Source organism: Stenotrophomonas sp. YJH_SMC_122, assembly GCF_059369535.1.
This window is the reverse complement of record NZ_JCAFST010000012.1, coordinates 36,720-60,310: the sequence shown is the minus strand read 5'-3', so window position 1 is coordinate 60,310 and position 23,591 is coordinate 36,720. Positions and strand designations below refer to the sequence as shown.

Below are 23,591 nucleotides of genomic sequence, written 5' to 3'. Positions count from 1 at the left end.
ATGCCTGTGCCCCGGTGATAGAGTGGGCGATTGTTTCCTGACTCGCTGAGAATCCGCCATGTCCCAAGCCGCCTTCTACCCCGTCGGAACCCCTGGCCAGCCGTGGGGAGCGGCGGAACGGGAGCTGTGGCGTGGCCGCCAGCAGCGCCTGCGTCGGTACGACAAGGAGGTGCTGCCGCGGATCGAGTCGCTGGCCTCGCGCTTCGACAAGGTGGCCTATGGTCAGCTCGACTACGCCGGCGAGAGCTACACCCTGTTCGCCCTGCGCAGCCGCGACTGGAACACGGCGCTGCCCGCCGCGCTGGTCACCGGCGGCGTGCACGGTTATGAGACCAGCGGCGTGATGGGCGCGCTGGAATTCCTCGAGGAGCACGCCGCTGACTATGCCGGCAAGGCCAACCTGCTGGTTGCGCCGTGCGTGAATCCGTGGGGCTTCGAGCGCATCAACCGCTGGAACTTCGATGCGATCGACCCGAACCGCAACTTCCGCACGGATGGTCCGGCCCGTGAGTCGACCGCGTTGATCGAGCTGATCGCGCCTGACAAGGGCCAGTTCGTGCTGCACATCGACCTGCACGAGACCACCGACAGCGACGAGAGCGAATTCCGCCCGGCGCTGGCCGCACGTGACGGCAAGCCTTTCGAGCCGGGCCTGATCCCCGATGGCTTCTACCTGGTGGATGACAGCGAGAACCCGCAGCCGGCCTTCCAGCAGGCGGTCATCGCTGCCGTGGAGAAGGTCACCCATATCGCCCCCGCCGATGACAAAGGCGAGATCATCGGTTCGCCGGTGATCGCCCACGGCGTGATCGAGTATCCGCTGGTGAAGCTCGGACTGTGCGCGGGCATCACCGGTGCGAAGTTCACCACGACCACCGAGGTCTACCCGGACAGCCCACGGGCGACCCCGCAGCAGTGCAACGACGCGCAGGTGGCCGCGGTGTGCGCGGCGCTGGATTACGCGCTCGCCCATCGTTGACCGGTAGTACCGGCCGCTGGCCGGCAACTGAAAAGGGGACGGAGGGGATTAAGTCGTTTGTGGCACAAACGACTTAATCCCCTCCGTCCCCTTTTTCGTGTCATCCCAACGCGTCGGCCCACCACAGTGCGGCCGGTCCCGGCGGCGCGTCGCGGCGCCAGAGCAGGTCGCTGTGGATGCGCCGCGGCCAGCCGGGCAGCGTCAGTTCCACCAGTCGCCCGCGGTCGTAACGCTGCACCAGTGCCCGCGGCAGCTCGGCCCAGCCGATGCCGTCCTCGGCCATCTCCATCACCATCAGATAGTCGGTGGCGGTCCAGGCCAGGCCGGTGACGATGTGGGATTGATCGACCTCCGCACTCAATCGCACCTGCCGGTGCCGCGCCAGCTGTGCGGCGCTGCGACGGCCGGCGTTGGCCAGTGGGTGCTCGCGCGCCACGTACACCGACAGTTCGCTGTGATGGGCCAACGGCCGGGCCATCAGGCCATCCGGATAGCTTTCCTGTTGCGGCAGCAGGCCCAGCGCGGCGCGGCCGCTGCCGACCAGCTCCAGCACGTCATCGCCTTCGGCATCCAGCCATTCCAGTTCGATCTCCGGGAATGCTTCGGCAAAGCGCTGCAGCACGCGCTGCTCCGGATCGAGCTGGTACACATCGGAAAACACCACCGTCAGCCGCGCTTCGACCGGCGCGGCCAGGCGCACGCTCAACTGCTGCAGGCGGGCATCGGCGGCGAGGATTTCCTGGGCATGGCCGAGCACCTGGCGCCCGGCCTCGGTCAACTGGGGGTAACGCCCGCTGCGGTCGAACAGGCTCACGCCCAGGTCGGCCTCCAGATGGGCAATGGCGGTACTGACCGTTGACTGCGTCTTGCGCAGGCGGCGCGCCGCCGCCGAGAACGAGCCCAGCGCGGCCGCTTCCACGAAGGCCTGCAGGGATTCGGGGGAATAGGGCATTGATCCATCGCTCCTGTCGATGGGATCCATTTTGGTACCACCGTAAAAGGCGATGATACTGGCCGCCGTCGCCCCTGTCTGCGGGCGTTCCGGACCCTCCACGCATGCCGTGGACCCATTGAAGAGGCGGCGCGGTCCCCGCCCTGCAAGGAGCTTCACATGTCCCGTACTGTTCCCGCCCGTGGCGCGCTGGCCGCCTGGGCCTGCCTGACCGTGGCGATCATCGCCGAGGTGGTCGGCACCTCGTTCATGGCCCATGCCGCCCGCGACGGCGGCTGGAGCGGCTACTACCTGATCATGGCCGGCGCGCTGGCGCTGTCCTACTTCTTCCTCGCGCAGTCGGTGCGCCGCATTGCTGTGGGCGTGGCCTACGCGGTGTGGGAAGGCCTCGGCCTGACCCTGCTGACCGTGGTCGGCCTCACCGTGTTCGGCGAGAGCCTGTCGCTGCAGCAGCTGGCCGGCCTGATGCTGGCGGTGGCCGGCATCGTCTGCGTCACCCTCGGGGAGGCGCACTGATGAACACCCTGGCCCTGTTTTTCGTGATCTGCTCGGCGCTGATCGACGTCGCCGCCAACATGATGGTGGCCAAGTCGCAGGGTTTCCGTCGTTGGCGCTGGGGCGTCGGTGCGATCGTCCTGGTCTGGATCGCCTTCGCCCTGCTGGGCCAGGCCGTGCGCTACATGGATCTGGCCACGGCCTATGCGATGTGGGGGGCGATCGGCGTGATCGGCACCGCCAGCTGCGGCCGCCTGTTGTTCGGCAACCGCCTGCGGCCGATCGGCTGGGTTGGCATCGCCCTGGTCACGGCGGCGGTACTGCTGCTCAGCACCGCCAAGTAGCAGCACGCCCGGTCGCGAGCGGGGCGGCGATGATGCAGCGATTTGCGAAGTCGCCCTTGCTCATCGACACTGCGGTTTTCCACATGGAGTGTCCGCATGTTCAGCCACATCACCGTAGGAACGAACGACATGGATGCCGCACGTCGCTTCTACGACGCCCTGTTCGCCGCGATGGACGCGCGTCCGGGCGTATTCGACGAGAAGGGACGGCTGCTGTACTTCAAGGATGGGCGGATGTTCGGTGTAACCGCGCCGATCGATGGGCAACCAGCGTGCCATGCCAACGGCGGCACCATCGGTTTCAGTCTGGGCAGTGCAGAGGCCGTGCGTGCCTGGCAGGAAGCTGGCGTGGCTCACGGTGGCAGCGCAATCGAAGATCCGCCCGGCGTCCGCAACATGTCCGGTCGGCAGGTGTTCCTGGCCTATCTGCGTGACCCGGATGGCAACAAGCTGTGTGCGGTGCATGTAATGTCGTGATCGGACAGGATGCGCGTGGCCGCACCGCGGCCCGCGCGGGCAAGGTTGCGCTCCGGCGCGCGCGTGATACCACGGAATGAGCGGACGGGCCTGCGACCTCAGCCCGCAACTTCATGCTCTGTCCACTGCGGTTCAGCCAGAATCGGTCGGCTAACCCTTTGATCTACCGGAGAACGCCGCCCCATGGACGTACTGGAGCCGCAACAATCCCCGGTGCGCACCCTTCGGCCTGTGTTCGCCTTCGCGGCGATCGTTGTCGTGGCGTTCGCGCTGTTCGTCAGCCTGTTCCCGCTCGGCGCGGGCCGCCTTCTGCTCAAGGCACAGGACTGGGCCGCCCTCAACGTCGGCTGGTACTACCTGCTGGCCATGACCCTGTACCTGGTGTTCGTGGTGGGCGTGGCGCTGTCCAAGTACGGTGGCATCAAGCTGGGTGCCGACCATGACGAGCCGGAGTTCAGTTACCTCTCGTGGGCCGGCATGCTGTTCGCCGCCGGCATCAGCATCACCCTGTTCTTCTTCTGCGTCTCCGAGCCGCTGACCCACTACCTGCAGCCGCCGCAGGGCGATCCGGCCGCAGGCGAGGCTGGCGCGCGCCAGGCCATGCAGCTGCTGTTCCTGCACTGGGGCCTGCACGGCTGGGGCGTGTTCGCACTGGCGGCGATGGCGATGGCCTACTTCGCCTATCGCCACAACCTGCCACTGGCCCTGCGCTCGGCGCTGTACCCGCTGATCGGCAAGCGCATCAATGGCCCGATCGGCTACACCGTGGATGCGCTGGGCATCGTCGCGACCGTATTCGGCATCGGCGCCGACATGGGCTTCGGCGTGCTGCACCTCAATGCCGGCCTGTCGCACCTGTTCGACATTCCGCACTCCAACCTGGTGCAGATCATCCTGGTGGTCAGCATGATGGGCGCGGCGGTGGCCGTGGCGGTTTCAGGCGTGGAGAAGGGTGTGCGCTGGATGGCCAACATCAACATGCTGCTGGCGATCGCGCTGGTGCTGTTCATGCTGTTTGCCGGCCCGACGCAGTACCTGTTCAGTACCTTGATGCAGAACCTGGGCGATTACCTGGGCAGCGTGGTCGGCAAGAGTTTCGACGTCTACGCCTACGGCGGTCGCCCGGAATGGCTGGGCGGCTGGACGGTGTTCTACTGGGCCTGGTGGATCGGCTGGGCGCCGTTCGTCGGCCTGTTCATCGCGCGCATCTCACGGGGCCGCACCATCCGCGAATTCGTATTCGGGGTGCTGCTGATCCCGCTCGGCTTCACCCTGGCTTGGCTGTCGATCTTCGGCAACAGCGCGCTGGACCAGGTGCTGCACCACGGCCAGCAACAACTGGCGCAGCTGGCGGTGGATGATCCACCGACGGTGCTGTATGCACTGCTGGATGGCTACCCGTGGAGCCGCACGGTGATCGCCGTGACGGTGCTGGTCAGCTTCATCTTCTTCGTGACCTCCGCTGATTCGGGGGCGGTGGTGTTGTCCACGCTGTCGTCGCATGGTGGATCGCCCGAGGACGATGGTCCGCGCTGGCTGCGCGTGTTCTGGGGCACGGTGATCGCGGTGCTGACCGCCGGGTTGTTGCTGGCCGGCAGCATCGATGCATTGAAATCGGCGGTGGTGCTGGCATCGCTGCCGTTCTCGGCGATCCTGCTGCTGATGATGTGGGGCCTGACCCGCGCCTTCAGTGACGAGTCGCACCGCAAGCGCGCGCTGCAGTACCGGCCCTCGCCGCTGATCGGCGACGACCGCCATCACCAGGGCTGGCGCCAGCGCCTGAGCCAGGCCATGCACTTCCCGGTGCGCGACCAGGTCTACCGCTTCATGGATGACACGGTGAAGCCGGCGATGGAGGCGGTGGCCGAACAGCTGCGCGGGCAGGGTTGGGACGTATCCACCCGCTTCGAGGCCGGCGACATGGAGCTGACGGTCAATCACGGCGAACAGCAGGACTTCCTGTACCGGGTGATCCTGAGCGGCTACCTGACCCCGTCGTTCGCCGCACAGCAGCTGCGCAACCAGCGCTACTACCGCGCTGAAGTGCATCTGTTCGAAGGCAGCCAGGACTACGACCTGGTGGGCTACAGCCGCAAGCAGATCATCAACGACATCATCAGCCAGTACGAACGGCACCTGCAGTTCCTGCACCTGAGCCGGTGATGGTAGTGCCGGCCGCTGGCCGGCAACGCGAACGGGGCGGCGCATCACCGCCGCCCCGTTGCCGAATCAGAACCGGTAGCGCGCACCCAGCGAGACGAACTGCCCGCGCAGGTTGTACTGGCTGATGTCGAAACCGTTGGAGCCACCGGCCGGGTCGAACGGCGGATCCTTGTCGGTCAGGTTCAGCACCGACAGCGACAGCGTGGTCTTCGGAATGCCCTCGTACGCCACGTACAGGTCCAGCTGGTGATACGGCTTGATGCGGTCGCGCAGCCCCGGATTGCTGGTCGCCGTCGCCACGCGCTGGTCGTAGCCGCTCACGTACTGCAGGCTCAGCGTGCTGCTCCAGTCGCCCACCGCCCAGTTCAGCGAGGTGGTGCCGCGGGTGCGCGGCAGCGCGCCGTGGCGGTTGTTGCCGGCGCCGTCATAGGGTGCCTGGCCGGCCACCAGCGGCTGCTTGAAGCTGAGCAGGTGGGTCCAACTGCCGGCGACGGTGAAGTTGCCCCAGCCTTCGGTGCGGAAGGTGCGGTTGGCTTCCAGATCCAAGCCCGAGGTGGTCAGCTCGCCCTGGTTCGCGTACTGGTTGGTGATGAACTGGATGCGTCCCTGTGCATCACGCTGCACGCGGCCGGGGAACAGCGTCGGGTTGTCGACGATGAACTGCGCGCTGTCCGGCTTGACCAGGTTGTCCTGTTCGATGCGGTACCAGTCCAGGCCGATGCTGGTATCGCCATCCGGTGACCACACCGCACCCACGTTGAAGTTGCGCGAGCGCTCGGCCTTCAGGTCCGGGTTGCCGGTGCGGATGTTGGTGACGCCACGGCTGCCGCCGGGCTGCAGCGGATCCAGCGGATCGATCACCGAGCCGTAGCTGACGGTCTGGCCCGGTGCGATTTCCGGCAGCGAGGGGGCGCGGAAGCCACGCGAGAACGAACCACGCAGCAGCAGGCTGTCCAGCGGCTGCCAGCGCAACGCCAGCTTCGGCGAGAACGCCTTGCCGAAGTCATCGTAGTGGTCGCCGCGGCCCGCAACCTGCAGTTCCAGCGTGCGGTGCAGCGGCACGCTCAGTTCGGCGTAGGCGGCGCTGACCTGGCGCTCGCCGTTGACCACGTTGATGGCCGGGCGCAGTTCGGTGCCCGACAGCACCTGCGCACTGGTACGCGCATCCAGCGACTCCTTGCGGAACTCGGCACCCCAGGCGAAGCCGACCGTACCGGCCGGCAGTTCCCACAGCGAGGTCGAGGCCTTTACGTTCAACGCGTGCAGCTTGTACCAGCCCGGACGCTTGGTCTGCAGGCGCAGGGCGTCCAGCGCCCCCGGCGTGCTGGAGGGATCGAGGAAGTTGTAGCTGCCATCGCGCAGGATCTGCTCGAACGCGTAGCGGTTGACGAAGTTGTCCACGTATTCGCGCTGCGCGCTCTGCGAGGTCAGCGCCGCCACTTCCCAGTCCCAGCGCTCGCCACTGCCGCGCACGCCGGCCAGGGCACGGTAGAACACCTGGGTGTTGTCTTTCAGGCGCGGGCCCAGATCGAAGAAGGTGTACTCGAACGGCAGCGGCGTGCTGCCCGGGTTGTTCGGGTGGCCGACCGGCAGCACCGCCGGCACGTCGATCAGGGTGCCGGTGGCCGGGTTGTACGCGCGCAGGCCGGGGCCGACGGTCAGCGGCGCGCTGAAGATCTGGTCGGCCTTGTTGTGGCTGTACAGTACGTCGGCGAACGCTTCGACGCTGTCATTGAAGCGGTAGGTCGCGCTCAACGAGGCCTGCAGGCGCTCGGCACCGGGTTGCAGGGTCTTGAACGGCTGTGCGTTGAAGGCGCAGGCCTGGCCGGGCAGGGTGCTGCCGAAATCGCTGTAGGGGCGCAGTTGGCTGCCGTCGGGGCAGCTGGAGAACGGCTGGGGTGCGCGCGGGTTGGACAGCCAGTTGCCACCGGCGGTGGACCAGCCGGCCAGACGGCCACCGGGCCTGTCGCGGAAATCGCCGCTGCGGGTGTAGGCGCGCTGGTCGGCATCCAGCCGATCGCGCTTGAGCAGGTCCAGCCCGAACAACACGTTCCAGCCCTGCTGTTCGAGGTCACCGAAGCCGGCCAGCAGGTTGGCCTTGCGTTCGTCCAGGCCGCCCTGTGTCGCGGTGCCGAAGCCGCCGCCGACTTCCACGCCCTGGAAGTTCTTTCGCAGGATGATGTTGATGACGCCGGCGATGGCATCGGAACCGTACACCGCCGAGGCGCCATCCTTCAGCACTTCGATGCGTTCGACCGCGCTGATCGGCAGCGCGTTGAGGTCGACGAAGGTGTCCTGGGTATTCAGCGCGAAGCCGAAGTTGGAGACGCGGTAGCCATTGACCAGCACCAGCGTGTTCTTCGGCGACAGGCCACGCAGGCCGATCGAGGCCGAGCCAGCGGCGAAACTGCCGGTGTACTGCTCATCGAAACTGTTGCCGGCATTGGCCGACAGGTTGCGCAGTACGTCGGTGAGGGTGGAGCGGCCGGTCTGCTCGATCTGTTCGCGGCTGACGATCTGCACCGGGTTCGGCCCGGCGGTATCACTGCGTTTGATGTTGGAGCCGGTCACCAGCACGGTGCCGAGGGTGATGTTGTCCTTGCCGGCATCGGCGGTTTCAGCGGCGCCGGCAGCGCCGGCGGTGAGGACCAGCGCAATCGCGCCGGCAAGCAGGTTCAGGGTGGTGCGGTACATGGAAGCGACAACGCCGAACGGGGGAGGAGCCGTCAGTACCGCATGCAGGTACATGCGCCTTCCAATGACGAAAGCGCATTCAGTTATACATCACAGGTTCTTAACGAACGGTGCGAGGAGTGCGGAGCATTGGTGCGCACGCTCCTGTAGAGCCGAGCCTACGCTCGGCTCCGCGCACTGACCGGAAAGCAGCCGAGCGTGGCTCGGCTCTACAGAAGGCAATGCCAGCCCATCAAGGCTGCAGCAGCACCTTGCCGTTGCGGCCCGAGCCTCCTGCGATCTTCACTGCCTCGGCGATGTCGTCCAGCGCGAAGATCTGCTCCACCGGCAGCGTCAGCTCGCCGCCAGCAGCACGCTTCAGCAGTTCGCCGACCAGCCGGCGCTTGTCCTCCACCGCCATCGCCTGGCTGACCTTGCTGCCCCAGAAGCCCTTCACGGTGGCCTCCTTGTAGATCAGGCCGCCGGCAGGAATGTGCATCGGCTCGCCACTCATCACACCGAACGACACCAGCGTGCCGTGGTGGCCGAGCAGGTCGACCAGATCGCCACTGGCGTCGCCGCCGATGGAATCCACTGCGGCCGCGGCCTGTGCTTCGCCAGTGGCTGCGCGCACGCGTTCCTTCCATCCGTCCACCGAGGTGTCGAACACATGATCGACGCCCAGCGCCTGCAACTGCGCGACCGCATCGGCATTGCGCACCAGGTTGGCCACATGCACGCCACGCGCCTTCGCCAACATCGCCAGCGACTTGCCGACCGCGCCGTTGGCGGTGTTCTGCACGATCCACTGGCCTGCTTCGACGTGCAGGAATTCCAGCAGCATCAGCGCGCTCAGCGGCATCGCGATCAACTGTGCGGCCATCTCGTCCGGAATCGCCTCCGGCATCGGAATCACCATGCGTGCCGGTGCAATGAACGCTTCGGCCCAGGTACCGTGCACCGATGCGGCGGCGACGCGTTGGCCGATCTGCAGGCCGTCGACGCCGTCGCCCAGTGCGTCGACCACGCCCAATGCTTCGCTGCCGCCAATCGCCGGCAGCGTCGGCTTGTAGCCATACAGCCCGCGCACGGTCAGCAGGTCGTGATTGTGGATCGAGGCCAGCACAGTGCGGATGCGCACCTCGCCGGGGCCGGGCTCGGGCAGGGCGGCATCGGCAGTGGCGAGGACGTCGGCCGGGTTGCCGAAGGAGGAGTACTGGGCAGCGCGCATGAGCGAGGTTCCGGAGAAAGTGATGTTGTACCGAACTGGGGACGTGCGCCGCGTCGACAAGGTGCTGCGGGTGCAACACGGCATCCTGCGACGGATCGTCGCGGCATGTCGTGATTACCGCATCTTGTGTTGACGGCTTGGAGTATCCCCACTATGTTGTGCCCGTCACTCCCGGTCAGCCGCCGCCGCCGGACATGCAGCAAACGTCCCGCGGCCCGCCCCTGAAGGCTTGCCGTGTCGACGCGGCCGCCACCGTGCGGACGCAGGTCGCCCCCACGGCCCGGATACCGGCCGCAGGCGCAGGCAGATGCCGACGACCTACGTTCCCGTACCCTGGCAATCCACCCGTTCGCCCCGTGCGCCGGTATCGCGTCCAGGGCCGCCATGGCATCGACCGCCAATGCGCGTGCGAGCCTGGAGTTTCACCACCATGACCGACAGTACCTTCCGCGTGGCCGATCCGGCCGGCGCTGGCGACGCCTTGCGCGCCGGTGGCGAGCGCATACCGACCTGGATCACCAAGGAGGCCGGCAACCGCCGCCTGCCGTTCGACGCCGAGCGCCTGCAGCGCAGCATCGATGCCGTGCATGCCGAGTTCCCGCAGCTGGATGTGAGCGATTATCGCCGCGTTGTGCAGGCAATGGTCGAGCGCAAGCCCAGCCTCAGCGCCGATGACCTGGTCGATCTGTTGATCCGCGAGGCCGAATCGCGCGTGGACCTGGTCGCGCCCGAGTGGGAACAGTTCGCCGCGCGCATCTACCTGCGCCGCCTGTACAAGCGTGCCAGCCGCAACCGCTTCTACGATGTCAGCCTGAAGTACGGCTCTTACGTAGGCCTGCAGGAAAGCCTGGCTGACCGCGGCATCTACAGCAACGACATCCTGCGCTGCTATTCGAAGGAAGAGCTGCAGCAGGCCGGTGAGATGATCGATCCGGAACGCGACCGCCTGTTCGCCTACAACGGCTTATACCTGCTGGCCACGCGCTATCTGGCCAGCGACCGCAGCCGCGAGGTCTATGAACTGCCGCAGGAGCGCTGGCTGACCATCGCGCTGTACCTGATGCAGGAGGAAAAGCCGCGCGAACGCCGCATGCAGCTGGTCGGCGAGGCGTACTGGGCGCTGTCCAACCTGTACATGACGGTGGCTACGCCGACCCTGGCCAACGCCGGCAAGGTGGGCGGCCAGCTGTCCAGCTGCTTCATCGACACGGTGGACGACAGCCTGCAGGGCATCTATGACTCCAACACCGATATCGCGCGCGTGTCCAAGCACGGCGGCGGCGTTGGCGCCTACCTGGGCTACGTGCGCAGCAGCGGCGCACCGATCCGTGGCGTGGCCAATTCCTCCGGCGGCGTGGTGCCGTGGATCAAGCAGCTCAACAACACGGCGGTGTCGGTTGATCAGCTTGGCCAGCGCAAGGGCGCGGTGGCGGTGTACCTGGACATCTGGCACCGCGACATCGAAGCCTTCATGGACCTGCGCCTCAACAACGGCGACCAGCGCCTGCGCGCGCACGATGTGTTCACCTCGGTGTGCGTACCCGACCTGTTCATGGAAGCGGTGGAGCGCCGCGCCGACTGGTACCTGTTCGACCCGCACGAGGTGAAGCAGGCCAAGGGCTGGTACCTGCAGGACTTCTACGATGAGAAGCGCGGTTCGGGCAGCTTCCGCGACCGCTATGCCGAGCTGGTGGCCGATGAGCGCATCAGCCGCCGAACGGTGAAGGCCATCGATCTGTTCAAGCGGATCATGCTTAGCCAGCTGGAGACCGGCAACCCGTTCCTGTTCTACCGCGACGAGGTCAATCGCAGGAATCCGAACAAGCACGCGGGCATGATCTATTCCAGCAACCTGTGCACCGAGATCCTGCAGAACATGAGCCCGACGCGGATGATCCAGGAGATCGTCAGCGGCGACCAGATCGTCACCACGCGCCGTGCCGGTGACTTCGTGGTCTGCAACCTCTCCTCGATCAACCTCGGCCGCGCGATCAGTGCACCTGATGACCTGCTGGCCACCGATGTGCTGGAGCGCCTGATCCCGATCCAGGTGCGCATGCTCGACAACGTGATCGACCTCAACGCGTTGCCGGTGCCGCAGGCCACGATCACCAACCGCAAGTACCGCGCCATCGGCCTGGGCACGTTCGGTTGGCACCACCTGCTGGCGCAGCAGGCAATCCAGTGGGAATCTCCGGATGCCGAAGGATTGGCCGACCGTCTCTACGAACGCATCAACTTCCTGACCATCCAGGCCAGCGCGCAACTGGCGAAGGAGAAGGGCAGCTACCCGATGTTCGCCGGCAGCGACTGGCACAACGGACGCTACTTCAGTGACCGGGGCTACAGCGGCGCGGCCTGGGACAGCCTGGCCCGCGAGGTCGCCACGCACGGCCTGCGCAACGGATGGCTGCTGGCCGTGGCGCCGAACATGAGCACCGCGCAGATTGCCGGTTCCACCGCTTCGATCGACCCGATCTACAGCGCGTTCTACTACGAGGAGAAGAAGGACTTCCGGCGGCCGGTGGCAGCACCGGGACTGTCGCTGGAGACCTGGCCGTACTACGAGAAGGGCGCCTACAAGGTCGACCAGTTCGCCAGCGTGCGCCAGAACGCGCGCCGCCAGCGCCATGTCGACCAGTCGATCAGTTTCAACCTGTACGTGCCCAGCACCATCCGTGCGAGCACGCTGCTGGAGCTGCACCTGAGCGCCTGGCGCGAAGGCCTGAAGACCACCTATTACGTGCGCTCCAACGACATCGACATCAGCGAATGCGAGTGGTGCGCCAGCTGACCACCGGCGACCCACGGTAGTGCCGGCCGCTGGCCGGCAACACGATAGAAAGAGAACGAAGGCAGAAGCCCATGGCAACCCCCCTCGAGCGCATCAAGATCCTCGAACCGCGCCATCCCAACCGCAGCACCGGCATCATCAACGGCCAGACCAGCGGCATCCTCAACTGGAACGACATCCCGTACCCGTCGTTCTATCGGGCCTACAAGGAGCTGTCGACCAACTTCTGGATTCCCGACGAGGTGGACATGAAGCTGGACGCGCGCCAGTACGGCGAGCTGTCAGGGCGCGAGAAGAACGCCTACGACTCGATCATCGGCCTGCTGGCCACGCTGGATTCGCCACAGACGCGTTTCATCTACAACGTGGCCGAGTACATCACCGACCCGGCTGCACATGCCAACGCGGCGATCATCGGCCAGCAGGAAGTGATCCACAACGAGAGCTACAGTTACGTGCTGGCCTCGATCACCGACCTGCCGAACCAGAACCGCATCTTCGAGATCGCCCGCACCCACCCGACCATCATCAAGCGCAATGCCCCGATCATGAGCGCGTATGACGACTTCATGCGCGAGAAGACCGCCGAGACCCTGCTCAAGTCGCTGATCCAGTCCTCGATCCTGGAGGGCATCAACTTCTATTCCGGGTTCGCGTACTTCTACAACATGGTGCGGCAGAACCGCATGAACGGCACCGGCAAGATCATCAGCTTCATCAATCGCGACGAGCTGGCCCATACCAAGTTCATCAGCGAGCTGATCCGCGCCATCATCGGCGAAAACCCCGAGCTGCAGACCAATGAATTGACCGCCTATGTGCACCAGTCATTCGAACATGCCATCGAGCTTGAGACGCAGTGGTCGTCGGAGGTGCTGGATGGCATCGATGGCATCGACGTGGACGAGATGACGCGCTACGTGAAGTACCGGGCCAACAAGATGGCCGGCATGCTCGGCATCGAGCGCCTGTACAGCGACACCACCGACAACGTGATGCCATGGATCCGGGCCTACGCCGACAACTTCACCGAGACCAAGACCGACTTCTTCGAGATGCGCAATGCAAGTTACAAGAAGACCAACGTCGACAACGGCTTCGACGATCTCTGAGCCCAGCGCCGCGCTGAGCATCCTGATGGTGGTCGCCTCCTTGAGCGGCAATACCCGCGAGCTCGGCCGGCAGATCGCCGAGCGCTGCCGCGCGGCAGGTCATGCGGTGCACTGGCAGGAGGCCGACGACCTGCGTCAGGCCCCCTCATTGGCGGCCAACGAGGCCGACCTGGTGCTGCTGGGCTGCTGGACCGACAACGCTGGGCGCACGCCAGCGGAGATGAAGGCGTGGGTGGCCGGCATTGCCGAGCGCGGTCAGCAGCCACGCCAGCTGGCGGTGTTCGGTACCGGCGAAACGCAGTGGGGGCAGGAGTACTACTGCGGCGCCGTGCACCGGCTGATCCGCTATTTCCGCAGCGACTATCCGCCGCTCGAGATCGAGCAGATGCCGCATGGCGAGCGTCACGCCGCAGCCATCGACGCCTGGACCGATGCGGTCCTGGCCCACTACTGGAGCAACCACGATGCAGATCATCGACGCCACCACGCCTGAGCAGTTCCAGCAGCTGCTGGCCGAGCACCCGCGGGTGCTGGTGGATTTCCACAAGGACCAGTGCCCGGGGTGCCGGATGCTGGAGATGTCGCTGCACCGGGTGGCCAACAGCGTCGCGGGGCAGGGCACCACGTTGCTGCGCGTGCAGCTGGAGGTGCTGGGTGAGGCGTTCTTCAGGGAACTGGGGCTGCGGCAGACGCCGACGCTGTCTCTGTTCCGTGATGGCGACGAACGCGCGCGCCTGGCCGGGTTCCAGTCGCCGCAGCAGATCGAGGCCGCGATCGCGTTGCATTTGTAGAGCCGAGCATCGCGCTACATTTGTAGAGCCGAGCCATGCTCGGCTGCTGTTCGTGCGGTGTGCGATGAGTCGAGCATGGCTCGACTCTACAAAGGCGTCATTGTCATTTCGCGCTATGCGCCGCTGAAGGCGTCCACCAGCAGCTTCACGTTCAACACCACGATCACCAGCGCGATCACCCAGGCGATTGCGCCCAGCCAGCGCGGGGCCACCAGCGCGCCCATCGTCACCTTGTCGGTCACGATCCGTACCAGCGGGATGATCGCGAATGGCAGCTGCATCGACAGCACCACCTGGCTCAGCACCAGCAGCTTCACCGCGCCCTGGTCGCCGAACAGCAGGATCACCACCACCACCGGAATGATCGCCAGCGCTCGTGTGATCAGCCGTCGCAGCCACGGCGGCATCCGCAGGTGCAGGAAACCTTCCATCACGATCTGGCCGGCCAGCGTCGCGGTCACCGTCGAGTTCAGGCCCGAGGCCAACAAGGCCACGGCGAACAGCGTCGCCGCCGCACCCACGCCCAGCATCGGCGCCAGCAGCTGGTGGGCCTGCTCGATGTCTTCCACGTCGAAACGGCCATTGGCATGGAACACGGCCGCCGCCAGGATCAGGATGCTGGCGTTGATGAACAATGCGAGCGTCAACGCAAGGGTGCTGTCGGTGACCGCCCAGCGCAGTGCGCTGCGGCGGCCTTCATCCGTGCGCGGGTAGGCGCGGGTCTGCACGATGGACGAATGCAGGTACAGGTTATGCGGCATCACCGTGGCACCGATGATGCCGATCGCAATGTACAGCGCGTGCGGATCGGTCACCACCTGAGCGCGCGGAATGAACCCGCCCAGCACCGCCATCACTGGCGGGGCAGCCATCGCGATCTGCACCACGAAGCAGGCGAAGATCACCATCAGCAGCGCGATCACGAACGCTTCCAGCGCGCGGAAGCCGCGGTTCATCAGCAGCAGAACCAGCAGCGTATCCAGCGCAGTGATCACCGCACCCCACAGCAGTGGCAGATCGAACAGCAGCTTCAGCGCGATCGCGGTGCCGATCACCTCGGCCAGGTCGCAGGCGATGATCGCCGCCTCGCACAGCGCCCAAAGTGCCAGGTTCACCGGCTTCGGGTAGCGGGCGCGGCAGGCCTGCGCGAGGTCCATGCCGGTGGCGATGCCGAGCCGTGCCGACAGTGCCTGCAGGATCACCGCCATCAGGTTGGAAATGAGGATGACCGACAGCAGCAGGTAGCCGAAGCGCGAACCACCGGCGAGGTCGGTGGCCCAGTTGCCCGGGTCCATGTAGCCGACCGAGATCATGTAGCCCGGGCCGAGGAAGGCCAGCAGGCGGAACCACCAATGGCCCTTGTCGGGCACCGCGACTGAGGCGTTGAGCGCACCCAGGCTGGCCGGAGTGGAGGCCGAAGGGTCGCGGGGCACCAGGGTGTTCATGGGTCCGAATATAGCTACTGCTATAGTCATTAGCAACGTGAAACAATCGTCTTTATCGTGTGACTGGTCCAGAATTCAGGTTCAACACCGGATCACCCCGGAAGGACAGGCGCAGGCGTGGGCAAGACCGACGATTCGACATCGCTGAAGAGCACCCCCTTGATCGAGGCCGAGCGCCAGGTCGAGAGCTTCCGGCAAGTGCGCGAGGCGCACCGGATGGAGCTGGTGGAAGACTATGTCGAGCTGATCTCGGACCTGCTGGCCGACGGCGGCGAGGCCCGCCAGGTCGACATCGCGACGCGCCTGGGCGTGGCCCAGCCTACGGTGGCGAAGATGCTGCGGCGCCTGGCCCGCGATGGCTGGGTGGTGCAGCGGCCGTACCGTGGCGTGTTCCTGACCCCGGAAGGTGAGGCGCTGGCCCATGCCAGCCGCCAGCGCCACCAGACCGTGGAGCGTTTCCTGCTGGCGCTGGGCGTGGACGCAGACACCGCACGGCGTGATGCGGAGGGCATCGAGCACCATGTCAGCGAGCAGACGCTGGCGTTGTTCGAGGCGTTTGTACGGAAGGCCGAGGGCGGGGCGCCGTAACGGTAGCGCCGGGCCATGCCCGGCGGGCGCGTCGCCGTGTTCATGCCTTTCGCCGGGCATGGCCCGGCGCTACCGTGGTTGGATGGCGCCGTTGGGGCAGCGCGCCTGTTCCTGCGCGCAGGCCCGTTTCGTCCATTCCTTCAACACCGCTTGCAGGCCTTCATAGCGCCGACCTTGCCAGCCATTGGCCAGCACCGTGCCGTCGGCATCGATCAATACCAGATTCGGCGGGGCCAGCCCGGCTAAGGCCTGCAGTGCCGGCATGCGCGCGGCGCGGCGCGGGTCCAGTACCGGCCACGGCATGTCCTGCGCGTGCATGTAGCGGCGAAGCGCGGCCTCGCTCTCATCCAGGCTGATGTAGACCACTTCGGTATCGGCCCCGGCCTCGCGCAACATGTCGCGTACGCTGCGCAGCGTGGGTACGAACGCATGGCACGGTGCGCACCAGTCGGCACCGAAGTACAGCGCGACCAGCTTCGGCGGCGGCGACCACTGCATCGGCCGCAGCGTTCGCTGCTCGGGACGCATCAACGAGGCGGCGACCTGCGTGTGCAGGTCTGCCGCCATCGCCGGTACGGCCAGCAGCAGCGCGCCGGTCAGCAGCAGCGTCCGCAGTGCTTCAGAACGCATAGCGCAGGTTGAGGTACCACGAGCGCGCGAAGCGCGGCCCGTAGACATAGTCGCTGTCCCGCAGCGCCCCCACTTCGAGGTCCTTCTGGCGCTGGTCGAATACGTTCTTGACGCCCGCGGCCACCGACACTTCCTGCTGCGCCTGTGCGCCCAGATGCCGGTGCCAGCGCGCACCGAGGTCGGTGACCAGGAATGACCGCGTGCGGTGCAGCTCGCCCAGCCGGTTGTTCAGCACCGACATCGGCCCGGTATGGCGCAGCGCGACGAAGGTTTCCCACGGTTCGGCCGGCATCCAGCTGAGCTGCGCCAGGCCGGTCCAGCGCGGTGTCTTCAGGTAATCGCGGCTTTCGATCACGGTGTCGCCACCGTCGCCGCTGTCGTCGAAGATGCGTTGCGGCTCGCGGAAGCGCGAGCGGTACCACGAGGCACCGGCGGTCAGGCGCCACTGCGGCGAGGGTTGCCAGCCGAGGTTGGTTTCCGCACCCAGCACGTTCGAGCCGGAGGCGTTGTAGCGCAGCTGGCTCAGCTGGCCGTCATCGCCGCGCTGGATCTCGCCCAGCGCGAAGGTGTCGCGGATGCGTGCATAGGAGGCGGTGGCATCCCAGCTCCACACCGGATCGGCCGGGTCCGAACGCCAGTCGAAGCCGAACAGGGTGGTCAACGCGCGCTCTTCTTTCAGACCGTCCGCGTTGCGCACGCGCACCTGTTCGCCGCCCAGCGTATCGACATGCACATCCTCGACGAAGATCTCCGGCGCACGGAAGCCGGTGGCGATGCCGGCGCGCCACTTCAGGTTCGGCGTGGCCTGCCAGGCCAGCGCGATGCGTGGTGAGAACACCGCGTTGTCCAGTTCCGAGCTCTTGTCCACGCGTGCGCCCAGCACCAGGTCGACGTTGTCGCGCAGGCTCCACTCGTCCTGGATGAAGGCGCCCAGGTTGTGGAAGGTCGCATCCTCCAGCACCGCGAGACGCTGCCCGTCACCGGTACGGTTGTCGTCGCGCAGCGCCTCGTGCTTGTACTGCACACCGAAGGCCAGCGCATGCGCGCCCCGCCGCCAGTTCAACTGGCTGTCGATGTAGTGCAGCGGGTTGTGGGTGCGGCCGTACTGGCGCCACGAACGCGAGGCCGCGCTGCCGGCCACGTCGGGGTCCAGCTGCAACGGGTCATAGCCGGGCGCCGAGGGATCGGTGACCACGTCGCCCAGGCCGCCATAGAAGCTGTCGCGGTCGATGTCGGCGAAGGCATAGGCCAGGCGGAAATCGACGTCGGCAGTGATCTCCTGGTCCCACGACACGCTGCCGCGCCGGTATTTCGTATCCAGCGATTCGGCGATGTTGGCCAGGTATTCGGGCTGGTCCAGGCGGTTGCCGCCGCGGCGGGTTTCATCGGTCACCTGCAGGTCCAGGCGCAGCCGCGTGCCCGGCGTGGGCGCGTACCAGGCCTGCAGCCCGCCGACCTTGAGGTTCTTGCGGGTGATTTCGGTGTAGCCGTCGCCGTTGTAGTCGATGCCACTGTTCCAGTTGCGCTGGGCAATCACCGACAGGCCGGCGTCTGCGTCCTTGGCAACCAGGTCCAGCCGCACGTCGGCGTTCTTCTGCGGCGTACCCTTCAGCACATCCACGCCGGCCTGTACATGGCCACCGCTGCGCACCGGCAGCGGCGGAATCAGGTTGATCACACCGGCAACCGCGCCCGGGCCGTACAGCGCCGAGCCGCCGCCCTTGACCACTTCGATGCGGTCGACGAACCCGGCCGGGATCTGTTCCAGGCCGTACACGCTGCCCAGCGTGGACAGCAGCGGAATGCCATCGAACAGGAGCTGGTTGTAGGCGCCGGGCAGGCCCAGCAGCTGTACTTCGCTGGTGTTGCAGTTCTGGCAGTTGCTTTCCACGCGCAGGCCGTTGATCAGCTCGGCGGCGCGCGAGAAGTCGGTGGCCGCGCGCAGCGCGATGTCTTCCTTGCGCAGCACTTCGGTGCGGATCGGCACGTCCGACAGCAGGCGTTCGCTGCGCGTGGCAGTGCTGACCCTGACCTGCACACGGTCCAGTTCGGTCGGTTTCGGAGTGTCGGCCAGTGCAGGCAGCGGCAGGGTCAGGGCAATGGCGGCGGCCAGCGGCAACCGTCGGAAGCGGTGGGGCATGGAGCACATGAGGGCGTCGTCCTTGGGGGAAGAAAGGCGGCGAGGGCGACCTGGCTGACGCATATGAAAGCAGCGGCTCATGAAGATAGCAAGTGCTATATAAGGAAGCCGCAGCAATTACGACTGGGCGCTGGTCGAGTCAGATTATGGTTGTGTTATAACATTACATAAAACGACCGCAACCCTGCCGGTGGTCATGTCCGCAGGATGGAGTTGCCGTACAGGCGGGGAGGCGGGGTCGGATCGTCAGCCGCGGCGGAATGCGGCGGGCGTGCGGGCGCCGACAATGATCATGCGGATCATCGTGGAGATCTGTTCGACCAGCTCCGGATCCTTCTCCGGCGGCAGATCCATGGCGGTGGCGCCCATCGCGAACACCAGCCGGGTGATGGCCTTGGCCACCAGTTCCGGAGCGTGCAGCACCGCGCCATCCAGTGCGGCCAGGCGCACCAGGTCGTGCTGCAGCTCTTCCTCGAAATAGTGCAGCTCGCGTTCGACCGCGTGCTTGAAGTCGTCCGAACCCACCGCGCCCTCGCGCAGCAGCACGTGCAGCAGCTTGTCGTCGGCGCGCAGCTGTTCCATGAAGGTCTCCACCGAGACCCGCACCACGCTGGTGGCGGTGGAGGTGGCGCGCTGGCGCGCCTCGCCGATGATGGTGCGCAGCGAGCGGCCGGCCGCGTCGATCAGCGCTACGGCCAGTTCGTCCATGTCGCGGAACTGCCGGTAGAAGCTGTTCGGCGCGATGCCGGCCTCGCGTGCCACTTCGCGCAGGCTGAGCGTGGACAGGCTGCGGTGCGGCCCGATCAGCTTCAGGGCGGCGGCCAGCAGATCTTCGCGGCTCACCGTACGGCGGGCCGGGCTGTTGGCATCTTCGGGCGGCGACAAGGCGGTGGCGGCGGCCATGGGGGTTCCGGTGCGGCGAGGCTGAATCATACCCAATCCGGTTCAATATACACATGTATACACAGGTGTATGTGCGCCCGTATAGTGCGCCCATGAGCGCTGTCGTCCGTCCGTCCCTGTTCTCTCCGTACCGCTGGGTCTCGCCGTCGCTGTTCGATTTCTGGGCGGGCCAGCTCAATCCCCTGTGGACCCTGCGCGAGCCGGTGGCCCGCCTGGTCCGGCGCGAGCCGGCCGGCGAGGGCGCGGCGACCCTGGTCCTGCGCACCAACCGGCACTGGGCCGGCATGCGCGCGGGCCAGCACGTCACCCTGGGCGTGGAGATTGAAGGACGCCTGTGGCAGCGCAGCTACAGCCCCACCGTGCTGGGACCGCGCGAACTGGCGATCACCGTCAAGGCGGTCGACGGCGGCCGGGTCAGCCAGCATCTGGTGAACCATGCGCAGCCGGGCGAGCTGTTCCGCCTGGAGGCGGCGTTCGGTGAATTCCAGTTGCCGGCCGCAGCGCCGGTATTGCTGCTGGCGGCCGGCAGTGGCATCACGCCGATGCGCAGCCTGCTGCGCGAAGCCTGCCAGCGCCCGCTGGCCGCGCCGGTGGACCTGTTCTACTGGGAGCGCAGCGCCGCCCACCTGCAGTTCCGTGATGAGCTGCAGGCGTTGGCCGCCAGCCAGCCGAACCTGCGCGTGCACCTGCTGACCACCCGCGAAGGTGATGCGCCTGCCGCACGCATCGATACCCACGATCTGCAGGTGGCAGGCGATGACACCCCGTTGGCGCAGCGCCACGTGCTGGCCTGTGGCCCGGATGGATTCGTTGCCGCTGCGCGCCAACGCCTGGCGCACCAGGTCGCGGGTTTCCAGGCGGAAGCGTTCACTCCGCCGGCGCCGCTGCGTGACGCCAGCAGCGAGGGCGAGGTGTCGCTGACGCTGGCGCGCAGTGGCCGCCAGCTGAGCGTGCCGCGTGGCCGTTCGCTGCTGGAAAGCCTGGAAGCCCATGGCATCAAGCCCAAGCACGGTTGCCGCATGGGCATCTGCAACACCTGCAGCTGCGACCGCGTCAGTGGCGCCACCCGCCACCTGCGCACTGGCGACCTGCAGTCCGAATCGGCACAGCCGGTACGGATCTGCGTGAGCGCACCGACCACCGACCTGACCCTGGATCTCTGAGGACGCCTGCCATGACCCGCGCTACCGACCGTGCCCTGAGTACTGCCGAGATGCATGCCTTCGGTGAGGAACTCGACGCGATCCGCGACCGTGTGATCGGCAGCCTCGGCGCCTCCGACACCCGCTACATCCGCCGCGTGGCCGCCGCCGTGCGCTGGTTCGGCGTGGGTGGCCGTGGCCTGCTGTTCCTGGCGGCGTTTTCGCCGCTGTTCTGGATGCCGCTGCTGTGGCCGGCCGCGATCACCGGCACGCTGCTGCTGGCGCTGTCGAAGATCCTGGAGAACATGGAGCTGGGCCACAACGTGATGCACGGCCAGTTCGACTGGACCGGTGATCCCAAGCTCAATGGCAATACCTACGAGTGGGACATCGTTGCCACCGCCGACAACTGGCGCAAGACCCACAATTTCCGCCACCACACCTACACCAATGTGCGTGGCATGGACGATGACATCGGCTATGGCCTGCTGCGCATCTTCCCGGAACAGCGCTGGAAGCCGTTCTACCTGCTGCAGCCGATCATCGCGCCGATCTTCGCACTGCTGTTCCAGTGGGGTGTGGCCGCCCAGGACCTTCGCCTTGGCCGCTGGCTGAAGGGCCGCATGAGTGCCCGTGCGATGTGGCTGCAGACCCGCCCGGTGGCGCGCAAGATGCTGCGCCAGGTGCTGAAGGACTACGTGTTCTTCCCGCTGCTGGCTGGTCCGTTCTTCCTCACCGTGATGCTGGGCAACCTGGTCGCCAACGGCCTGCGCAACATCTGGACCTACGTGATCATCTTCTGCGGGCACTTCACCGCCGAATCGGAAACCTTCCCCAAGGAGTGCCTGCGCAATGAGTCGCGCGGCCACTGGTACCTGCGCCAGCTGCGCGGTTCGTCCAACATCAGCGGTGGCTTCCTGATCAACGTGCTGTCGGGCAACCTCAGCCACCAGATCGAGCACCATTTCTACCCGGATCTGCCGGCCAACCGCTATGCGGCCATCGCCAAGGAAGTGAAGGACATCTGCCGCCGCTACGGCCAGCACTACAACAACGGCTCGCTGCCGCGCCAGTTCGGCCAGGTGGTCTGGCGCATCCTGCGCCACGCATTCCCGAGCAAGCCGCGCCGCCTGCCGATGCCGGACATCATGTCCGCACCGGCATCGGCCAACGCGGGCTGATCGACTCAGCCCGCCTTCGCCAGGGCCGCCTGCTCGCGGTCCAGGCGGCGCAGGAACACCTGCATTTCCTTGCGTGCCTGCTGGTCGCCCTTGCTGCCGGCCACGCTCAAGCCGCGCTGCCATGCCTCACGGGCCGCCTGTGGCTGGCCACTGGCCAGCCAGGCTTTGCCCAGCAGCTTCCAGGCCGCCGAGTACTGCGGATCAAGCACCACGCAGCGGCCCAGGTGGGTTGCCGCGCGCACCGGGTTGCCGGCATCCAGCCAGCCCTTGCCCAGGCCGAAGCGCAGCAGCGCGCCGTCCTTGCCGGCGGCAAGCATGCATTCCAGAGCTTCGACGTTCATCCGCGCACCTCCACCAGCAGTTCGGCCGGCCCAGGCTGGAACCGGCCGCGATGGAACAGCAGCGGCGCACCGCCGTTCTCGTGCACTTCGATGATGCGGCCAGCCAGAAGCAGGTGATCGCCTACCGGCCACTGCGCGTGGCGCGTACAGGTGAGATGGGCGACCGCACCGGCGATGCGCGGTGGGGCGTTCTCGTCGTCATCCTGCAGTGCCAGGCCGTCGAAGCGGTTGCGGACCTGCGGATCGGCGAAGCGCCGGGCCAGCGCTTCCTGGTCGGCCGCCAGCACGCTGATCGCAAAGCGGGTGGCGCGCTGGAAGGTGGACAGGCTCTGTGCGTGCAACGCCAGGTTCCACAGCACCAACGGCGGCTGCAGTGAGACCGGTACGAACGAGTTGATGGTCAGGCCGACCGGCTTGCCCTGTGCATCGCGCGCGCAGACGATGGCCACGCCGGTCGGGAAATGGCCGAGCAGCCGCCGCAGGGCACGCGGCGGCATCTCGACCGACGGCACCGGGGCCGGGGCGGGGAAGACCCCCGCCCACGGCCCGGCGTACGGCAGTGTCTCGCCGCTCATGAGGCCCGGGCCTGGCGGTAGCGCCGGCCGACCTCGGCCCAGTTGATGATGTTGAAGAAGGCACCGATGTAGTCCGGGCGGCGGTTCTGGTAGTGCAGGTAGTAGGCGTGTTCCCAGACATCGAGTGCGAGAATCGGGGTGTTGCCGGACAGGCCGACGCCTGCACCCATCAGCGGGCTGTCCTGGTTGGCGCTGCTTTCCACCTGCAGGCGGCCATCGCGATCGCTGGTCAGCCAGGCCCAGCCGCTGCCGAAGCGGGTCTGCGCGGCCTTGGTGAAGGCGTCCTTGAAGGCATCGAAGCCGCCAAGGTCACGGTCGATGGCGGCGGCCAGTTCATCATCGGGTGCACCACCGTTGGGGCTGAGCACGGTCCAGAACAGGCTGTGGTTGGCGTGGCCACCGCCGTTGTTGCGCACCGCGCCACGTTGCGCCTCGGGTACGGTATCGAGGTGGGCGATCAGCGCCTCGACGGGCTGTTCGGCGATGCCGGCCTGCTCGATGGCGGCGTTGAGGTTGTTGACGTAGGTCTGGTGGTGCTTGCTGTGGTGGATCTCCATCGTGCGCGCATCGAAGTGCGGCTCAAGGGCGTCGTAGGCGTAGGGGAGCGGGGGAAGCGAGTACGACATCGAAGCAAT

Annotated in this window: 22 protein-coding genes; 12 read left to right on the top strand and 10 right to left on the bottom strand. The window is 66.6% G+C overall.

Features of this window, described 5'->3' with window-relative positions; all coding sequences use genetic code 11:
• Nucleotides 1–58 precede the first annotated feature (58 nt).
• Nucleotides 59–979 (top strand): M14 family metallopeptidase, encoded by a 921-nt coding sequence (locus AC5P66_RS15850; RefSeq protein WP_099495826.1) that lies wholly within the window; start codon nt 59–61, stop codon nt 977–979.
• Between the two features lie 100 nt (nt 980–1,079).
• Here AC5P66_RS15850 and AC5P66_RS15845 read toward each other — a convergent pair whose 3' ends face one another.
• Nucleotides 1,080–1,931: a LysR family transcriptional regulator gene (locus AC5P66_RS15845; protein ID WP_049413941.1), complete on the bottom strand. Its 852-nt coding sequence runs from the start codon at nt 1,929–1,931 to the stop codon at nt 1,080–1,082.
• A gap of 159 nt (nt 1,932–2,090) precedes the next feature.
• On the opposite strand from AC5P66_RS15845, the gene AC5P66_RS15840 reads away from it, so the two are divergent.
• The 4 genes from AC5P66_RS15840 to betT all read left to right on the top strand — a co-directional run bounded on the left by AC5P66_RS15840 (nt 2,091) and on the right by betT (nt 5,410).
• Nucleotides 2,091–2,447, top strand: coding sequence for a DMT family transporter (locus AC5P66_RS15840; protein WP_099495827.1), 357 nt, complete (start codon nt 2,091–2,093; stop codon nt 2,445–2,447).
• Nucleotides 2,447–2,770 (top strand): DMT family transporter, encoded by a 324-nt coding sequence (locus AC5P66_RS15835; protein ID WP_134968381.1) that lies wholly within the window; start codon nt 2,447–2,449, stop codon nt 2,768–2,770. The genes AC5P66_RS15840 and AC5P66_RS15835 overlap by 1 nt, the downstream gene beginning before the upstream one ends.
• Before the next feature lie 96 nt (nt 2,771–2,866).
• Nucleotides 2,867–3,247 carry a VOC family protein gene (locus AC5P66_RS15830; protein WP_099495829.1) on the top strand — a complete coding sequence of 127 codons (381 nt, stop codon included), beginning with the start codon at nt 2,867–2,869 and terminating at the stop codon, nt 3,245–3,247.
• Between the two features lie 183 nt (nt 3,248–3,430).
• Nucleotides 3,431–5,410, top strand: a complete 1,980-nt coding sequence (betT, locus tag AC5P66_RS15825) for a choline BCCT transporter BetT (RefSeq protein ID WP_099495830.1) — start codon at nt 3,431–3,433, stop codon at nt 5,408–5,410.
• Between the two features lie 66 nt (nt 5,411–5,476).
• Here betT and AC5P66_RS15820 read toward each other — a convergent pair whose 3' ends face one another.
• Nucleotides 5,477–8,104: a TonB-dependent receptor gene (locus AC5P66_RS15820; RefSeq protein WP_495216502.1), complete on the bottom strand. Its 2,628-nt coding sequence runs from the start codon at nt 8,102–8,104 to the stop codon at nt 5,477–5,479.
• A 232-nt stretch (nt 8,105–8,336) separates the two neighbouring features.
• The gene (locus tag AC5P66_RS15815) at nt 8,337–9,314 is read right to left on the bottom strand and encodes a zinc-binding dehydrogenase (protein ID WP_099495831.1); all 978 of its coding nucleotides are present in this window, start codon (nt 9,312–9,314) and stop codon (nt 8,337–8,339) included.
• Nucleotides 9,315–9,744: 430 nt separating this feature from the next.
• On the opposite strand from AC5P66_RS15815, the gene AC5P66_RS15810 reads away from it, so the two are divergent.
• From AC5P66_RS15810 to AC5P66_RS15795, 4 genes are all read left to right on the top strand, one after another.
• On the top strand, nt 9,745–12,108 hold the full coding sequence (locus AC5P66_RS15810) for a ribonucleoside-diphosphate reductase subunit alpha (RefSeq protein WP_099495835.1): 2,364 nt from the start codon (nt 9,745–9,747) through the stop codon (nt 12,106–12,108).
• Between the two features lie 71 nt (nt 12,109–12,179).
• Nucleotides 12,180–13,220, top strand: a complete 1,041-nt coding sequence (locus AC5P66_RS15805) for a ribonucleotide-diphosphate reductase subunit beta (RefSeq protein WP_099495832.1) — start codon at nt 12,180–12,182, stop codon at nt 13,218–13,220.
• Nucleotides 13,221–13,245: 25 nt separating this feature from the next.
• Nucleotides 13,246–13,713: a flavodoxin gene (locus tag AC5P66_RS15800; protein WP_080354738.1), complete on the top strand. Its 468-nt coding sequence runs from the start codon at nt 13,246–13,248 to the stop codon at nt 13,711–13,713.
• On the top strand, nt 13,685–14,011 hold the full coding sequence (locus tag AC5P66_RS15795) for a thioredoxin family protein (RefSeq protein ID WP_049414983.1): 327 nt from the start codon (nt 13,685–13,687) through the stop codon (nt 14,009–14,011). Before AC5P66_RS15800 ends, AC5P66_RS15795 begins: the two co-directional genes overlap by 29 nt.
• A 113-nt stretch (nt 14,012–14,124) precedes the next feature.
• Here AC5P66_RS15795 and AC5P66_RS15790 read toward each other — a convergent pair whose 3' ends face one another.
• Nucleotides 14,125–15,456: an Nramp family divalent metal transporter gene (locus tag AC5P66_RS15790; protein ID WP_099495981.1), complete on the bottom strand. Its 1,332-nt coding sequence runs from the start codon at nt 15,454–15,456 to the stop codon at nt 14,125–14,127.
• 117 nt (nt 15,457–15,573) lie between these two features.
• Here AC5P66_RS15790 and mntR point away from each other — a divergent pair, with 117 nt between their 5' ends.
• Complete coding sequence (gene mntR, locus AC5P66_RS15785; protein WP_005413716.1) at nt 15,574–16,044, top strand: manganese-binding transcriptional regulator MntR; 471 nt, start codon at nt 15,574–15,576, stop codon at nt 16,042–16,044.
• Nucleotides 16,045–16,113: 69 nt separating this feature from the next.
• Here mntR and AC5P66_RS15780 read toward each other — a convergent pair whose 3' ends face one another.
• The 3 genes from AC5P66_RS15780 to fabR all read right to left on the bottom strand — a co-directional run bounded on the left by AC5P66_RS15780 (nt 16,114) and on the right by fabR (nt 19,717).
• Complete coding sequence (locus tag AC5P66_RS15780) at nt 16,114–16,674, bottom strand: thioredoxin-like domain-containing protein (RefSeq protein WP_049414981.1); 561 nt, start codon at nt 16,672–16,674, stop codon at nt 16,114–16,116.
• Nucleotides 16,664–18,814, bottom strand: coding sequence for a TonB-dependent receptor plug domain-containing protein (locus AC5P66_RS15775; RefSeq protein WP_241896207.1), 2,151 nt, complete (start codon nt 18,812–18,814; stop codon nt 16,664–16,666). The genes AC5P66_RS15780 and AC5P66_RS15775 overlap by 11 nt, the downstream gene beginning before the upstream one ends.
• Nucleotides 18,815–19,060: 246 nt before the next feature.
• Nucleotides 19,061–19,717, bottom strand: coding sequence for an HTH-type transcriptional repressor FabR (gene fabR / locus AC5P66_RS15770; RefSeq protein ID WP_049439070.1), 657 nt, complete (start codon nt 19,715–19,717; stop codon nt 19,061–19,063).
• A gap of 92 nt (nt 19,718–19,809) precedes the next feature.
• Here fabR and AC5P66_RS15765 point away from each other — a divergent pair, with 92 nt between their 5' ends.
• On the top strand, nt 19,810–20,880 hold the full coding sequence (locus AC5P66_RS15765; RefSeq protein WP_180880158.1) for a ferredoxin reductase: 1,071 nt from the start codon (nt 19,810–19,812) through the stop codon (nt 20,878–20,880).
• Nucleotides 20,881–20,891: 11 nt separating this feature from the next.
• Entirely contained in the window at nt 20,892–22,040 is a 1,149-nt protein-coding gene (locus tag AC5P66_RS15760) for a fatty acid desaturase family protein (RefSeq protein WP_005416924.1), read from the top strand.
• A 5-nt stretch (nt 22,041–22,045) separates the two neighbouring features.
• Here the strand turns inward: AC5P66_RS15760 and AC5P66_RS15755 are convergent, their stop codons facing one another.
• Genes AC5P66_RS15755 through AC5P66_RS15745 form a run of 3 tightly spaced genes read right to left on the bottom strand, consistent with a single transcriptional unit; the run spans nt 22,046 to nt 23,582 of the window.
• Nucleotides 22,046–22,381: a tetratricopeptide repeat protein gene (locus AC5P66_RS15755; RefSeq protein WP_049414974.1), complete on the bottom strand. Its 336-nt coding sequence runs from the start codon at nt 22,379–22,381 to the stop codon at nt 22,046–22,048.
• Nucleotides 22,378–22,956, bottom strand: coding sequence for a flavin reductase family protein (locus AC5P66_RS15750; protein WP_049414972.1), 579 nt, complete (start codon nt 22,954–22,956; stop codon nt 22,378–22,380). The genes AC5P66_RS15755 and AC5P66_RS15750 overlap by 4 nt, the downstream gene beginning before the upstream one ends.
• Nucleotides 22,953–23,582 carry a superoxide dismutase gene (locus tag AC5P66_RS15745; protein ID WP_049414971.1) on the bottom strand — a complete coding sequence of 210 codons (630 nt, stop codon included), beginning with the start codon at nt 23,580–23,582 and terminating at the stop codon, nt 22,953–22,955. Before AC5P66_RS15745 ends, AC5P66_RS15750 begins: the two co-directional genes overlap by 4 nt.
• Nucleotides 23,583–23,591: the final 9 nt, after the last annotated feature.

Bases quoted from the DNA above. Each gene is read 5' to 3' on its own strand.
- AC5P66_RS15810 (WP_099495835.1), top strand. From the start codon at position 9,745: ATGACCGACAGTACCTTCCGCGTGGCCGATCCGGCCGGCGCTGGCGAC.
- AC5P66_RS15850 (WP_099495826.1), top strand. From the start codon at position 59: ATGTCCCAAGCCGCCTTCTACCCCGTCGGAACCCCTGGCCAGCCGTGG.
- AC5P66_RS15775 (WP_241896207.1), bottom strand. From the start codon at position 18,814: ATGCCCCACCGCTTCCGACGGTTGCCGCTGGCCGCCGCCATTGCCCTG.
- AC5P66_RS15755 (WP_049414974.1), bottom strand. From the start codon at position 22,381: ATGAACGTCGAAGCTCTGGAATGCATGCTTGCCGCCGGCAAGGACGGC.
- AC5P66_RS15745 (WP_049414971.1), bottom strand. From the start codon at position 23,582: ATGTCGTACTCGCTTCCCCCGCTCCCCTACGCCTACGACGCCCTTGAG.
- AC5P66_RS15835 (WP_134968381.1), top strand. From the start codon at position 2,447: ATGAACACCCTGGCCCTGTTTTTCGTGATCTGCTCGGCGCTGATCGAC.
- AC5P66_RS15780 (WP_049414981.1), bottom strand. From the start codon at position 16,674: ATGCGTTCTGAAGCACTGCGGACGCTGCTGCTGACCGGCGCGCTGCTG.
- AC5P66_RS15795 (WP_049414983.1), top strand. From the start codon at position 13,685: ATGCAGATCATCGACGCCACCACGCCTGAGCAGTTCCAGCAGCTGCTG.
- AC5P66_RS15815 (WP_099495831.1), bottom strand. From the start codon at position 9,314: ATGCGCGCTGCCCAGTACTCCTCCTTCGGCAACCCGGCCGACGTCCTC.
- betT (WP_099495830.1), top strand. From the start codon at position 3,431: ATGGACGTACTGGAGCCGCAACAATCCCCGGTGCGCACCCTTCGGCCT.
- AC5P66_RS15820 (WP_495216502.1), bottom strand. From the start codon at position 8,104: ATGTACCGCACCACCCTGAACCTGCTTGCCGGCGCGATTGCGCTGGTC.
- AC5P66_RS15750 (WP_049414972.1), bottom strand. From the start codon at position 22,956: ATGAGCGGCGAGACACTGCCGTACGCCGGGCCGTGGGCGGGGGTCTTC.
- AC5P66_RS15830 (WP_099495829.1), top strand. From the start codon at position 2,867: ATGTTCAGCCACATCACCGTAGGAACGAACGACATGGATGCCGCACGT.
- AC5P66_RS15765 (WP_180880158.1), top strand. From the start codon at position 19,810: ATGAGCGCTGTCGTCCGTCCGTCCCTGTTCTCTCCGTACCGCTGGGTC.
- fabR (WP_049439070.1), bottom strand. From the start codon at position 19,717: ATGGCCGCCGCCACCGCCTTGTCGCCGCCCGAAGATGCCAACAGCCCG.
- AC5P66_RS15845 (WP_049413941.1), bottom strand. From the start codon at position 1,931: ATGCCCTATTCCCCCGAATCCCTGCAGGCCTTCGTGGAAGCGGCCGCG.
- AC5P66_RS15800 (WP_080354738.1), top strand. From the start codon at position 13,246: ATGGTGGTCGCCTCCTTGAGCGGCAATACCCGCGAGCTCGGCCGGCAG.
- AC5P66_RS15840 (WP_099495827.1), top strand. From the start codon at position 2,091: ATGTCCCGTACTGTTCCCGCCCGTGGCGCGCTGGCCGCCTGGGCCTGC.
- AC5P66_RS15805 (WP_099495832.1), top strand. From the start codon at position 12,180: ATGGCAACCCCCCTCGAGCGCATCAAGATCCTCGAACCGCGCCATCCC.
- AC5P66_RS15790 (WP_099495981.1), bottom strand. From the start codon at position 15,456: ATGAACACCCTGGTGCCCCGCGACCCTTCGGCCTCCACTCCGGCCAGC.
- AC5P66_RS15760 (WP_005416924.1), top strand. From the start codon at position 20,892: ATGACCCGCGCTACCGACCGTGCCCTGAGTACTGCCGAGATGCATGCC.